Origin of the sequence: Bacillus cereus group sp. BfR-BA-01330 (genome assembly GCF_022663885.1) — a bacterium.
GTDB classification, from domain to species: Bacteria; Bacillota; Bacilli; order Bacillales; family Bacillaceae_G; genus Bacillus_A; species Bacillus_A cereus.
This window is the reverse complement of sequence record NZ_JAKUGK010000002.1, coordinates 397670-411777: the sequence shown is the minus strand read 5'-3', so window position 1 is coordinate 411777 and position 14108 is coordinate 397670. Positions and strand designations below refer to the sequence as shown.

The window sequence follows — 14108 nt, the reverse complement described above, 5'->3', positions numbered from 1 at the left end:
CTAAAATCCCTTGCCAATTCGGCAAGGGATTTTTTGCAATAAAAAAAGAGCTGTATTTTACACAGCTCTTTTTTTATTTTAGTGATCTAATTCAATAAGTAAATCACCCGTTTGAATCGCATCACCATCGTTAACATATACTTTCTTCACTTTACCATTGAACGGCGCTTGAACTGTCGTTTCCATTTTCATCGCTTCTGTAATTGCCATAGAATCGCCTTTTTTCACTTCATCGCCTTCTTTTACAACTACTTTAATTACCGTTCCTGGCATCGTTGCACTAATATGATTTGGATTCTCACGGTTTCCTTTCACACGTTGTGCAACTGTTGCTTTTACACTCTCGTCTTTCACGATAATTTCACGTGGTTGACCGTTAAATTCCAAGTAAAGGACACGATTTCCATCCGGCTGAGGTTCTCCAATTGATACTAGTTTAACCATCAATGTTTTACCCTGTTCAATTTCTACATCAATTTCTTCACCTAGTCTCATACCATAGAAGAACGTCGGTGTATCAAGTACAGATACATTTCCATAAAGCTCAGCAACTTTTTCATAATCCATAAATACTTTTGGATATAAAGCATATGCAACTACATCAAAAATCGTTACTTCGCGTCCAAGTTTATGGAATAATTCTTCTTTTAACGCTTCGAAATCTACTGGCTCTAGTAATTCACCTGGTCTTACTGTTAATGGCTCTTTCCCTTTTAAAATAATCTTTTGTAATTCTTTCGGGAAACCACCGTACGGTTGACCTAAATCACCAGAGAACATTTCAACAACAGATCCTGGGAAGTCCATAGCATGTCCACGCTCTAAAACATCTTGTTCTGTCAGATGGTTTTGAACCATAAATAATGCCATATCACCAACAACTTTTGATGATGGCGTTACTTTTACAATATCTCCAAACATGTCATTCACACGGCGGTACATTACTTTCACTTCATCGAAGCGATCTCCTAAACCAACCGCCTTCGCTTGTTGCTGAAGATTACTATACTGCCCACCCGGCATTTCATGCATATATACCTCTGTATGAGGCGCATTCATACCACTTTCAAACGGTGCATAGTATTTGCGTACATCTTCCCAATAATGAGATAGTTTTTCTAAAGAATCTATATTAACATCTGGTTGTCTTTCGTTTCCACCTAATGCATAGTATAGCGTGTTCGCACTTGGTTGTGACGTTTGACCAGCCATAGAACTCACTGCTACATCGACGATATCAACACCCGCTTCAATTGCCTTCGTATACGTTAATATACCATTTCCACTCGTATCGTGCGTATGCAGGTGAATCGGAATCGACACTGTCTCTTTTAATGCAGAAACTAAATCATATGCTGCATTTGGTTTTAATAAGCCCGCCATATCTTTAATACCTAAAATGTGAGCTCCTGATGCTTCTAACTCTTTTGCTAAATTTTTATAGTAATTTAAATCATATTTACTACGCAGTGGATCATGGATATCCCCTGTGTAGCACATTGTTGCTTCTGCAATTTTACCAGTGTCTCGTACAGCGTCAATTGCAACTCTCATGCCTTCCACCCAGTTTAAGCTATCAAAAATACGGAATACATCAATGCCTGCTTGAGCAGAACATTCCACAAATTTTTGAATTAAATTATCTGGATAGTTTTTGTATCCAACTGCGTTTGAAGAACGAAGTAACATTTGGAATAAAACGTTCGGCATTTTTTCACGAAGATCTAGTAATCGTTCCCATGGATCTTCTTTTAAGAAACGATACGCAACATCAAACGTTGCACCGCCCCACATTTCCGCTGAGAATAGGTTCGGTAACATTCTCGCTGTTGGCTCCGCAATTTGATGTAAATCTTTTGTACGAATACGAGTTGCAAGTAATGACTGGTGTGCATCACGGAATGTTGTATCCGTTAAAAGTACACGTTTTTGATCCTGTACCCATTTTACTAATCCGTCTGCTCCACGCTCGTCCAAAATTTGTTTCGTTCCATTTTGGATTGGCTCTGAATGTTTTAAACATGGAATACGAGCATCTGGGAATATTGGTTTTTCTTTTTTACCTACTCCTGGGAAACCATTTACTGTTACTGTACCAATGTAATTTAACATTTTCGTTCCACGGTCTTTACGTTTCGGGAACAAGAACAATTCAGGTGACGCATCGATAAATGAAGTATCATATTCTCCTGATAAGAAGTTTTTATGTTTTACTACATTCTCTAGGAATGGAATATTTGTTTTAATACCACGAATACGGAATTCTTTTAAGTTACGTTCCATTTTTGCAGCAGCTTGCTCAAAAGTAAGTGCCCAAGTTGTAACTTTTACAAGTAAAGAATCGTAGTACGGTGTAATAACTGCACCTTGGAAGCTATTTCCTGTATCAAGACGTACACCAAAACCACCGCCTGATCGATACGCCATAATTTTTCCTGTATCCGGCATAAAATTATTTAGCGGATCTTCAGTTGTTACACGAGATTGAATTGCAAATCCATGTACAACTACTTCCTCTTGCTTCGGAACACCTACCATTTTGCTATGTAATGAATGTCCATCAGCTATTAAAATTTGTGATTGAACAATATCTACTCCCGTAATCATTTCTGTAATCGTATGTTCTACTTGAACACGTGGATTTACTTCAATAAAGTAAAACTCATCATCTTTTACAAGGAATTCTACTGTTCCTGCATTTAAATAATTTACATTTTTCGTTAACTTCACAGCAGCATCACAAATACGCTGACGCAGATCATCTGAAAGTGATACACTCGGTGCAATTTCTACAACTTTTTGATGACGACGTTGTACAGAACAGTCACGCTCGTATAAATGAACAACATTGCCTTCTTCATCTGCTAAAATTTGTACTTCTATATGTTTAGGTTTTTCAACGAATTTTTCGACGTAAACTTCATCATTACCAAAGGCTGCTTTCGCTTCTGATTTCGCTCGATTATATGATTCTCCTAATTCCTCACTAGTACGCACAATACGCATACCACGACCGCCACCCCCAAGGGATGCTTTAATAATAATCGGGTAATCATACTTTTCAGCAAATTTTTCGACTTCTTCTAATGAATTTACTGGACCATCACTACCAGGTATAACTGGAATTTGTGCTAGCTGCGCTTGTGTTCTTGCTTTCACTTTATCTCCAAACATATCTAAATGCTTACTTTTCGGACCGATAAAGATAATTCCTTCTTCTTCACAACGTTTAGCGAATTGAATATTTTCTGACAAGAAACCATATCCAGGGTGGATTGCATCTACATGATTACTTTTTGCAATCTCAATAATGCCTTCAATATCTAGATAAGCATCAATTGGTTTTTTTCCTTCCCCAACTAAATAGGACTCATCGGCTTTATAGCGATGATAAGAACCACTATCCTCTTTAGAATAGATTGCAACTGTTTTTAATCCAAGTTCCGAACAAGCTCGAAACACACGAATTGCAATCTCTCCACGGTTAGCTACCAATACTTTTTGAATACGTTGCAGCTTTGTCATGATTTTCCCCCTCTACTTTCCTACCACTCTAGAGATAAAATATATACACACCTTAAAAAGCGTGAAGTTCTTCACTTTCCACATTATATTATACTTAGAAAGCTTCACTTTATTTTTATCCATCATACCTTATTTTTTAACAAATGATAAGTTTTCTGTGCAATTTGTTTCACAAAAATAGTATAGCATACCTCTTCCTTTTCTAACAACTTAATTGTATATCACATTAAACTAAATGTGATATATTGTTTAACCTAAAGATATATTAATACATCACATTTAAAACTACTTAAAAATAAAAACACATCATGCTCTAAAGCACAATGTGTTTTTATTTTACAACTACAAGATGTGGTCCATTTTGTTCTTTTTCTTTCATTAATCCATTCTGTTGTTTCTCTTGTCGTTTCACGTGACTAGCAATATTGAGTAGTATCCCCATCGCAAGTAGATTAGCTATTAAGGAACTTCCACCATAACTAATAAACGGTAAAGGCACTCCCGTAAGCGGTATTAATCCAGACATACCACCAACATTAACAAAAGTTTGTACTCCTATTAAACTTGCAATTCCGATTGCAATTAAACTTCCAAAAGGATCGTTACATTTTTGAGCAATCCTGAATGAACGAATAATAATAAGTAGCAAGCAAATTAAAATAATAGCTACACCAATAAAACCTAATTCTTCAGATATAATAGCCATAATAAAATCTGTTTGCGGTTCTGGTAAATATCCATATTTTTGCACACTATTTCCTAATCCTCGACCATTTAGCCCTCCTGAAGCAATTCCAATAAAAGAATTTACTAATTGGAATCCATCATTCTGAGGATCATTGAATGGATCAAGAAAAACTGAAAAACGTGCCTTTTGATATCCACTTAATTTATAATTAGCCAAAAAATATAGAGCTGGAATCCATACTATAGAAGTTAAAACAATTCGTTTAATCCATAAATTAATCCTTACTCCTGAACAAAGAAACATAATCCCTACTGTTCCTGCAATTAACAAATCGGTACCTAAATCATTTTGCTTTAAAATTAAAAACATTGCCATTCCAACAAATCCAAGTGTAAGTCCCGACCCTTTAAAAACAGGTGTATTTGTTTCTTGTCTCCTTGCAAAAAAGCGAGCTAATATAATAATAATCGATAGTTTAACAAATTCAGCAGGCTGTATACCTAATATCCAACCTTTTGCACCATTTATTTCCTTACCAAAAATCAAGGCTGCTGCTAGTAAAGCAATACTCCCTAGCCCCATCGCGGATAAAATTATTCGTTTCCTCCAAAACTTATAAGGTAACGAAGCTACAATTACTAACAATACCGTTCCAATAGCTAAAGTTATTAATTGTTTTTTAAAAAAGTAATTTGCCGGCCAGTTATGCCTCGAAATCGCAACAATGGAACTAGAACTATATACCATTATTACTCCCAGCACACATAAGATAACAAGAGGAAGTAATAATGAATAATCCATTGATTTCCATACTTTTTTCATTTCATTTCCTCTTTCTGTTTCAATTTAATTATTGTTGTATTCCATATGTACATTGATTCTTCCTGCTTTATTATACAAATAAAAAGCTCAAACTAATTTAGTTTGAGCCCCCTTATTTGAACCCGTTATTGTTGTTTGTTTGTAAATGCTTCATGAAGTGCAGATAACTCACGTTCGAGCTCACCTAACATTGCTTTCCCTTGTTCTTCTGCAATAAGACCAAGGCGAACTGCAAAATCGACCTCGCGGGATAGTCCAAACATTTGTGTGTCTAACACTTCTTCATATAATGGACATTGCGGCATTGTAAGATGGTCCATTTGCACCTTAATAAGTCTTAAAATCTTCTCTGCATCCGCTTGTAGAAGGGCTAGTGCCTTTTCCTGATGATTTGCTACTGTCTCAGACGCCAAATTGATTCCCTCCGTTTCCGTCCTACTCTCCTCTATCCTATCTATTAATATTAGCGATAGTTTTAATAAATTGCAATAGAAACATTTTTTGTGACAACAGTGTCTAATACTATTATACTGAAAAGTGGGAGTATAACACAAATGGGGGAACAACAATGAGCGAAATTTTATTTATTAACGGAAAAGTACGTTTTCCAATCACTATTGATCCAACTGTTTGGATCTTTGATGATCGAAAAGTAGATTTGACAACTTACTTTGATGAAACTAGAGAAAACACGTCTGAACTAGAAACTTATTTAAAAAACACTTCAGAACATTGGGATCGCGAAATCCGTGATGGTGCCGCTTTTCCTCCAATACAACAAAGTGTGAAGAAATATAAAAAAGAACAGCTGATTACTGGAACATTTGGTATACCATTTCATCCATTCCTTGCTAACGCTGAAATTTTAGAGGACGCTACGCAAGTTGAAATTGAAACGGTAGATCATACAATGACACTTCCATTAGAAACTGTCAAAAATGCTATACTAGGCTTTTCAAAAGAAGGAAAACCATTAAAAGAAGACGGGCCTGTTCATCTCTATTTCAACGATGGATCTAATCAACAAAATCCAATCCGTAACATCCGTAAATTTACAATTATTTAAAGAAAAGGAGTGAGCTTAAGCTCACTCCTTTTTACAATAAATCTGCTGCTAGTTGAGCTAAATTAGATCGCTCCCCTTTAACAAACTTCACATGACCACTAATACGCTGTTCTTTAAACTTCTCTACAACATACGTTAAGCCATTATTATATTCATCTAAATATGGGTGATCAATTTGCTGAGGATCTCCCATCAATACAATCTTACTCTTTTCCCCTACCCTAGTTAATATCGTCTTCACTTCATGCTTTGTTAAATTTTGTGCTTCGTCAATGATAATGAACTGATCTGGAATACTTCTCCCGCGTATATAAGTAAGGGCTTCTACTTCAATCGAACCCATTCCAGCTAAAATAGCATCTAACTCTCCTGGCTTTTTCGTATTAAATAAATACTCTAGGTTATCAAAAATTGGCTGCATCCATGGTCTTAATTTTTCTTCTTTTTCTCCTGGTAAATAACCGATATCTTTTCCGACTGGAACAATTGGTCTTGCCACAAGTAATTTTTTATATAACCCTAAGTCTTCTGTTTGCATAAGTCCCGAAGCTAACGCAAGTAACGTTTTTCCTGTGCCGGCTTTCCCCGTTAACGTTACAAGCGGAATATCTTCACGAAGCAACAATTCTAATCCCATAATTTGCTGCACGTTTCGTGGTCGTATCCCCCACACTTGTTCATTGTGAAAAATAAGTTTCTTTACCTTCTTCCCTAAGTGATCCACAATGCCAAGCGCAGAACTAGAGCCCCCTAATGCATCTTTCATTACTACAAATTGATTTGGGTAAAAAGGATGATTCGCAATTTCAGATAGAGGCAATTCACCTTTCTCATAAAAATAATCCAATTGTTCTTTTGATATATATCCTTCTAGAAAACCAGAATATATATTTTCTACTTCAATTACGCGATCACTTAAATAATCTTCAGCCTTCAAACCAATTGCATCAGCTTTTACCCTTACGAGTACATCTTTACTTACTAAAATAACAGACTTCCCGTCCTCTTTTTCCTGTTCTTCTAAAGATAGATTTTTTGCTACAGCTAAAATTCGATTATCATTTGTTTTTTCTACAAAAATATCTTGTAGTTGCACAAATGAACGATGGTTCAATTCAATACGAAATGTTCCGCCGTTTTCTAGCGGGATACTTTCATGCAGCTTTCCTATTTCACGAAATTTATCTATTAACTTAGATACATAACGAGCGTTTCTTCCTACTTCATCCATATAACGTTTTTTCGAATCAACCTCTTCTAATACAACTGCTGGAATCACTACTTCATTGGTTTCAAATGAAAAAATAGATAAAGGATCCTGCAAAAGTACATTCGTATCTAACACATAAATTTTATCCAACCTGTTACCCCCTGACTCCACTTTTAAATTTGTAGAACAAGGGTTTCATCCATAAAATATGGACGAACCATTGTTATAATTATATGTACCGTGTAAACGAGGTAGAATCGAAAATCATAGTCATTAAACCTTTTATTTATTCTTTATTCATTTCTATTCAATATATTACTTTTTATTATAATTATTAACGTTAAATCACAATAACCGACTACAAAAGTGAATAAACGAATTTCTTATTTAGCATCTTTATAATTCTCTTATCCCTACTAACACTTCGTTATCCAGCTTTTTCGCTGCCCGAAGATCATATGTTTTTTCATATGTTGGTTCAATTGCAAGTTTCGCTCCATAAAACATAACATCACGCACTTCTTGCACCTTTACTTCTATTACAGTTAATTTTAGAGAAATACCTTCCATTCTATCTGTCAAAATTTCACCTGCACCACTTATAGAAAATACGGATTCATTCGCCATTATAGTCAATACCACACCTGTATTATGACGTATATTTTCCACAATACGTGAACGTTGATCTACTGCAAATCGAATACTAGTTTCACTCACTGCATACACCCAAGAAATAGCACTTACGTTAGGAACTTGTTTTTCGAAATCTGTCGTTGCTATCATAACAATACACTCTTTACGCAACGTTTGTACTAAATCCTCTGTTAAGGTAGGCTCTACTACATTCGCCATATTTTCACCTCCAAATATACTTGGTATATCCTTATCATAACTTATTTTTTGAATTGCGAAAATATTATTTTTTCCCACTATTATTCAAAAACATTATACTTCCATGATATACTTATACTGATAGAATTCGTATTGAGGTGACGAAATGAGAGTCAAATGTATGATTTGTGATAAAAAAGATATGTTAGATGATGAAAATCCTATGGCAAAAAAACTGCGTAATCGCCCTATTCATACATATATGTGCATGGAATGTTCGGAACGAATTGCAGAGCGTACAATGGAACGTCATGCAAGTGGTAATTTCCGATTATATCGTGATAAAAAAATCGAAGATGATTGGTAAAATGTAAATAAGTCCTTACTCATATAGATAAGGACTTATTTATATTTTTCTGGTTCACGATTCATCTGATCCAAAAAACAATCAATGGCTTCTAACGGAAACCTTGCAGATTTCCGTTCTCCATTTATTTCATATGTAATTAAATACATTTCCTCGTTCTTTTCGACTTCCACATTTCTTAATTTATGTTCTTCATATACCATATTTTGAAATAACAAATATGTTTCTTTTGCAGCACTATCATCTGGACGTGCTTCCGCAACTGTTTTAATTGTTAACCAATTATATAGTGCATCTTGTACTGAACGCATGAAAACTCCCCTTTCTTATCCTGCTTTTTGTTGTTTCGCTTGACGCAAACGCAGTCTATAAATTCCAAGTACAATTGCCGCTACAACAAGTCCTTCTCCAACAGGTAAAAACACAGCAAAAAAGGTTAATACTGTGCATCCAATTGCTAATGATATGTATATCACAATATTTTTTAGTACAGACAACTTTCTAGCAAACCCTAAATTATAAACGAGAGCACTTAATATAATAATCGTCCCATAAAGTAACCACATTCCTAACTCTGGATTTTCATCTACCTTACACAATTTTGCAAAAAAAGACATCCTTTCTAACACACTCTTCCCCCCCTAGCAGTAAAATGCAATTTTCTTTATACACTTAATACAAGAGTAACTCGCAAAAAAAATACTGTCCACAAAAAAGAGTAAATATTCTAAAAAATAAACAAAATAAAAAAACAACGCCCTTTATAAAGGGCGTTGTTTTTTTATTTTTACGCTTCAACAGATTTCTTTTTCTTAGCAGCTCTTTCGCGCTCACTCTTATCAAGAATCTTTTTACGTAGACGAATTGATTCTGGAGTTACTTCACAGAACTCGTCATCGTTTAAGTACTCTAATGATTCTTCTAAAGTCATTAGGCGTGGTTTCTTCATTGTTGAAGTTTGATCTTTCGTCGCAGAACGAATGTTAGTTTGTTGTTTCATTTTCACAACGTTAACTGTTAAGTCGTTCTCACGAGTGTGTTCTCCGACAATCATACCAGCATATACTTCTGTACCTGGTTCAACGAAGATTACACCACGGTCTTCAACTTGCATAATACCGTATTGTGATGCTTTTCCTGTTTCAAGTGAAACTAGAACACCTTGGCGACGTCCACCAACTTGTCCAGCGTGTACTGGTTGGTAGCAATCGAATGTATGGTTTAAAATACCGTAACCACGAGTTAATGTTAAGAATTCTGTTGTGTAACCAATTAAACCACGTGCTGGAACCATGAAAGTAAGACGAACTTGACCGTTTCCGTTATTCACCATATCTAACATTTCACCTTTACGTGCACCCATAGATTCCATAATAGAACCAGTGTATTCTTCAGGTACATCGATTTGTACGCGCTCTACAGGCTCACATCTTACGCCATCAACTTCTTTAATGATTACTTCTGGCTTAGATACTTGTAATTCATAACCTTCACGACGCATGTTTTCAATTAAGATAGATAAATGTAGTTCCCCACGTCCAGATACGATCCACGCATCAGGAGAATCTGTATTATCTACACGTAAACTTACATCTGTTTCTAATTGTGAACGAAGACGCTCTTCAATTTTACGAGATGTAATGTATTTACCTTCACGACCTGCAAATGGGCTGTTATTTACAAGGAACGTCATTTGTAGTGTTGGCTCATCAATACGTAATAATGGTAACGCATCTTGATGTTCAACTGGACATACTGTTTCACCTACGTTAATGTCTTCCATACCAGAAACGGCTACTAAGTCCCCTGCTTTTGCTTCTTCAATTTCTTGACGTTTTAATCCCATGTAACCGAATAATTTCGTTACGCGGAATTGCTTCACGCTTCCGTCTACTTTCATTAAAGCAACTTGTTGTCCAACCTTCATTGTACCGCGGAATACGCGACCAACTCCAATACGTCCAACGTAGTCGTTGTAATCAAGAAGTGCTACTTGGAATTGAAGTGGCTCTTCGCTGTTATCAATTGGTGCTGGAATATGTTCGATAATTGTATCGAATAATGATTTCATATTCTCTTCTTGATTTGCTGGATTTGAATCTAAGCTTGCTGTTCCGTTCATTGCTGATGCAAATACAACTGGGAACTCTAATTGATCTTCGTTTGCACCAAGCTCAATGAATAAGTCGATTACTTCATCAACTACTTCATCTGGACGAGCGAAGTCACGGTCAATTTTGTTTACAACTACGATTGGAGTTAAGTTTTGCTCAAGAGCTTTCTTTAAAACAAATCGTGTTTGTGGCATACAACCTTCATATGCATCAACAACAAGTAAAACACCATCAACCATTTTCATGATACGTTCTACTTCTCCACCGAAGTCAGCGTGACCAGGTGTATCTAAAATGTTAATTCTTTTATCTTCATAGTGAATCGCTGTATTTTTCGCTAAAATTGTAATACCGCGTTCTCTTTCTAGATCATTTGAATCCATTGCGCGTTCTTCAACGTGTTCGTTCGCACGGAAAGTCCCCGCTTGACGTAATAACTGGTCAACAAGTGTTGTTTTACCATGGTCAACGTGGGCAATAATTGCTATATTACGTAAATCTTGTCGTTTTTTCAACATGTCCAACTCCTAATGTCTTTTTAATCCTTCTCTATTATAAGAGCGAAGGGGATACAATAGCAATTAAAATAAAAGCAAGAATGAAAATATAGTTGTATTCTTACTTTTGTGAAAGTAAAATGAGATTGGAGGGTGAAGAAATGGAACACATTCAATATCGCTTTTTATTAACTGCAATTATCGGTGTTATTTTCTTAATCGGTATCGGCATTATGATTGCTGAAAATAGTCCAATCGGTATTATTATTTGCATTATCGGCACATTTGTTACAGTTGGATACGGTTTTGTAACAAAAAGAAAAATGCGCAAATCACAATAACGCTAAAAAGTAAGAAGCTTATACACAGCCTCTTACTTTTTTTGTTGCTCTCATATAAACGATAACACTTCTTCATACACTCCTGGTTTTGCAACTAACACACTGCTCTTCTCTATGATAGAAAGTGGCGCTCCAGAGAATGTCGTCACCTTACCTCCAACTTCTTCTACAATTATCTGCCCTCCGCCAAAATCCCATGGTGATAATCTCGGCGTTACATATGCATCTATTCTTCCTGTTGCAACGTATACCATCTCTAATGCTGCACAGCCATATGACCTTGTGCCCCTTGCTTTCTTAACAAGTGCCATCATACTTTCCATATTAAGCAATGGATTATCTGTAAGCCATATCGCATTTAAAGCTACAATACCTTGCTCTACAGTTCCTTTTTCCAATGGAGGAATTGATATATCATTACAAAAAGCTCCAGATCCCTTGACTGCATGATATAGTTCATCATGCACTGGATCATATATAAGTCCAATCTTTCCGATACCGTTCTCATAAATCCCAATTGAAATCGCAAAATTTCTTTTTTGATGAACAAAGTTCATCGTGCCGTCAATTGGATCAATTAACCAAACAACCCCGTCAGAAGACGTTATCTCGTCTCCATAACCCTCTTCTCCTAAAATATTATGATTCGGGAATGTTTCTTTAATTTTCCCAATTAAAAACTGTTCTATCTCTCGGTCCATATTTGTAACTAAGTCAGCTGCATTTGATTTTGTTTCTATAATAAGTGCTTTTTTCATTGATGCCATTAAATGCTCTCCTGCATCCCGAATCCACCGTTTGGCGTGTGCATCGATGTCTTTCCATACTTCTTGCATGTTTAAACACTCCGATCTATACTGTTCACAGAAAAAACGAACCCTTTATAAGGTTCGCACCAACTAATTTTTTATACATATACTATTATTACGCTTCTAAACGAATCATTTCAAGTCTTAACACTTCTAACTTTTGTACACACTCTTCTTTTTTCTGGTTATCATCTTCCATCATCGCATCATATAAAGTTGCTAATTCATAATCTAGCTCCAAACGTAGCACCGGTATTCTCTTTTCAGCATCTGTTCTCTTTAACGCATTAATCACCTGTCTCATATTATTTGCCTCCTCCCAATATTCGTCTGCCCTCGGACTAGAATTAATTCAATTTTCTGATTTTTTGTTTTATACTATACTATGTTGGATAAATCATCTATGCAACAAAATTATATTTTTTTATTTAAATTTTTTTGTGCTGTTTTTTTTATGAATAGTACAAGCTATGCTAAAATAAAAGCAAAATAGGAGTTGGAGGAACAATCATGACAATACAAACATTCAAATCAACTGATTTTGATGTCTTTACAGTTGATGGTCTCGAAGAACGAATGAGTGCAATTAAAACGAACATTCATCCTAAGCTAGAAGCTTTAGGGGAACAATTTGCAGAATACTTATCCAAACAAACTGATGAGAACTTTTTTTATCATGTTGCAAAACACGCACGCCGCAAAGTCAATCCACCAAACGATACTTGGGTTGCTTTTTCAACAAATAAACGAGGATATAAAATGCTACCGCATTTCCAAATCGGCTTATGGGGTACTCATGCCTTCATATACTTTGGTTTAATCTATGAGTGTCCACAAAAAGTTGAGACGGCTCATGCCTTCTTAGAACATTTAAATGATTTAAAAACAAATATTCCAAATGACTTCGTTTGGTCCATTGACCATACTAAACCAAGTGTGAAATTACATAAAACACTTGAAACCGAAGACTTACAAAAGATGATTGAACGATTAGCTACTGTAAAAAAAGCAGAATTATTAGTTGGTATTCATATATCACCAGAGGAGTTTTCAGCAATGACCAACGAACAATTCCTTGCTAAGATTGAATCTACGATGCAATCACTCCTTCCTTTATATGCACTTTGTAATCGATAGTAGAAAACGGACAATTTATATTGTCCGTTTTTAGTTGTTATCACATTATATCACTTCAGTTTTTATTTTTCAAAATATTTTTTACATTTTTACAAGCTTTTGTTCTTCGACTTCTTTTGCCCTTTGAATAGCACGATATATAGAGTATCCACTTACCTCTTGAAATTCTTTATCAATTTTCTTTTCTTCTGCTTTCGATGGAACAATCTCTTTAAAACGACGATATAAACCCATTAACTCTTCTCTTATAATTCCTTTTTCATAAGCTTTCTCAATCGCTTCATAAAACTTCACCATTGTAACCATTTCCTCATTTGACCAATCATAATCTAACGGATATTGATATTCCATTTTGCACCTCATTTATCATTTCTTCTTGTTTCATTATGCTATCTTAAAGAGAATATTTTATTCTTCATTATAGCCACTCTGCATTATACACTATTTATTCATTTTAATGGAATTGTCTTCCTCTATTCATTAGTTGAGGCTAACTATTAAACATACTCACCTTAAAAAGATTTTTTTCTATACATCTATAATTATTGGTGATATAATGCTTTTGTTTTATAGAAAATAAAGTGAAGCTACCATCTCAAAAACGATTTTTTGAATGGCAGAAAAACAAGCCTTATTCTAAAAAGGGCTACACTTTTTTAGAGCAGGATTATATAAAACAAATTACACTAAATATTATGAAG

The 14108-nt window shown here is 35.2% G+C and carries 15 protein-coding genes; 4 read left to right on the top strand and 11 right to left on the bottom strand.

Going from position 1 to position 14108, the window contains the following annotated elements:
* Positions 1-78 precede the first annotated feature (78 nt).
* The 3 genes from pyc to MR112_RS08015 all read right to left on the bottom strand — a co-directional run bounded on the left by pyc (position 79) and on the right by MR112_RS08015 (position 5448).
* Positions 79-3525: a pyruvate carboxylase gene (gene pyc, locus MR112_RS08025; protein ID WP_000164087.1), complete on the bottom strand. Its 3447-nt coding sequence runs from the start codon at positions 3523-3525 to the stop codon at positions 79-81.
* 331 nt (positions 3526-3856) lie between these two features.
* A complete protein-coding gene (locus tag MR112_RS08020) occupies positions 3857-5035 on the bottom strand; it encodes an FtsW/RodA/SpoVE family cell cycle protein (protein ID WP_000758411.1) in 1179 nt (392 codons plus the stop codon).
* 125 nt (positions 5036-5160) lie between these two features.
* Positions 5161-5448, bottom strand: a complete 288-nt coding sequence (locus tag MR112_RS08015) for an Fpa/YlaN family protein (protein ID WP_000135694.1) — start codon at positions 5446-5448, stop codon at positions 5161-5163.
* Between the two features lie 155 nt (positions 5449-5603).
* Between MR112_RS08015 and MR112_RS08010 the strand changes: the two genes are divergently transcribed.
* Positions 5604-6101: a molybdopterin-binding protein gene (locus tag MR112_RS08010; RefSeq protein ID WP_001289809.1), complete on the top strand. Its 498-nt coding sequence runs from the start codon at positions 5604-5606 to the stop codon at positions 6099-6101.
* Positions 6102-6132: 31 nt separating this feature from the next.
* Here MR112_RS08010 and MR112_RS08005 read toward each other — a convergent pair whose 3' ends face one another.
* Positions 6133-7461 carry a PhoH family protein gene (locus MR112_RS08005; RefSeq protein WP_000358083.1) on the bottom strand — a complete coding sequence of 443 codons (1329 nt, stop codon included), beginning with the start codon at positions 7459-7461 and terminating at the stop codon, positions 6133-6135.
* Between the two features lie 246 nt (positions 7462-7707).
* On the bottom strand, positions 7708-8163 hold the full coding sequence (locus tag MR112_RS08000) for a pyridoxamine 5'-phosphate oxidase family protein (RefSeq protein WP_000024593.1): 456 nt from the start codon (positions 8161-8163) through the stop codon (positions 7708-7710).
* Between the two features lie 145 nt (positions 8164-8308).
* Between MR112_RS08000 and MR112_RS07995 the strand changes: the two genes are divergently transcribed.
* The gene (locus MR112_RS07995) at positions 8309-8509 is read left to right on the top strand and encodes a YlaI family protein (protein ID WP_002082250.1); all 201 of its coding nucleotides are present in this window, start codon (positions 8309-8311) and stop codon (positions 8507-8509) included.
* 35 nt (positions 8510-8544) lie between these two features.
* Here the strand turns inward: MR112_RS07995 and MR112_RS07990 are convergent, their stop codons facing one another.
* From MR112_RS07990 to typA, 3 genes are all read right to left on the bottom strand, one after another.
* Positions 8545-8820 carry a hypothetical protein gene (locus tag MR112_RS07990; protein ID WP_001258151.1) on the bottom strand — a complete coding sequence of 92 codons (276 nt, stop codon included), beginning with the start codon at positions 8818-8820 and terminating at the stop codon, positions 8545-8547.
* A 15-nt stretch (positions 8821-8835) separates the two neighbouring features.
* Positions 8836-9138, bottom strand: a complete 303-nt coding sequence (locus MR112_RS07985) for a YlaH-like family protein (protein WP_000893662.1) — start codon at positions 9136-9138, stop codon at positions 8836-8838.
* Between the two features lie 158 nt (positions 9139-9296).
* Positions 9297-11141: a translational GTPase TypA gene (gene typA, locus MR112_RS07980; protein WP_000914762.1), complete on the bottom strand. Its 1845-nt coding sequence runs from the start codon at positions 11139-11141 to the stop codon at positions 9297-9299.
* Positions 11142-11281: 140 nt separating this feature from the next.
* Between typA and MR112_RS07975 the strand changes: the two genes are divergently transcribed.
* On the top strand, positions 11282-11461 hold the full coding sequence (locus MR112_RS07975; protein WP_000400127.1) for a DUF5325 family protein: 180 nt from the start codon (positions 11282-11284) through the stop codon (positions 11459-11461).
* A gap of 50 nt (positions 11462-11511) precedes the next feature.
* Here the strand turns inward: MR112_RS07975 and MR112_RS07970 are convergent, their stop codons facing one another.
* Positions 11512-12297 carry an inositol monophosphatase family protein gene (locus MR112_RS07970; RefSeq protein WP_001158701.1) on the bottom strand — a complete coding sequence of 262 codons (786 nt, stop codon included), beginning with the start codon at positions 12295-12297 and terminating at the stop codon, positions 11512-11514.
* An 88-nt stretch (positions 12298-12385) separates the two neighbouring features.
* Positions 12386-12574: a hypothetical protein gene (locus MR112_RS07965; protein WP_001250165.1), complete on the bottom strand. Its 189-nt coding sequence runs from the start codon at positions 12572-12574 to the stop codon at positions 12386-12388.
* Positions 12575-12780: 206 nt separating this feature from the next.
* Between MR112_RS07965 and MR112_RS07960 the strand changes: the two genes are divergently transcribed.
* A complete protein-coding gene (locus tag MR112_RS07960) occupies positions 12781-13407 on the top strand; it encodes a YktB family protein (protein ID WP_000155317.1) in 627 nt (208 codons plus the stop codon).
* Between the two features lie 81 nt (positions 13408-13488).
* Here the strand turns inward: MR112_RS07960 and MR112_RS07955 are convergent, their stop codons facing one another.
* Positions 13489-13758, bottom strand: a complete 270-nt coding sequence (locus MR112_RS07955) for a UPF0223 family protein (RefSeq protein ID WP_000456562.1) — start codon at positions 13756-13758, stop codon at positions 13489-13491.
* Positions 13759-14108: the final 350 nt, after the last annotated feature.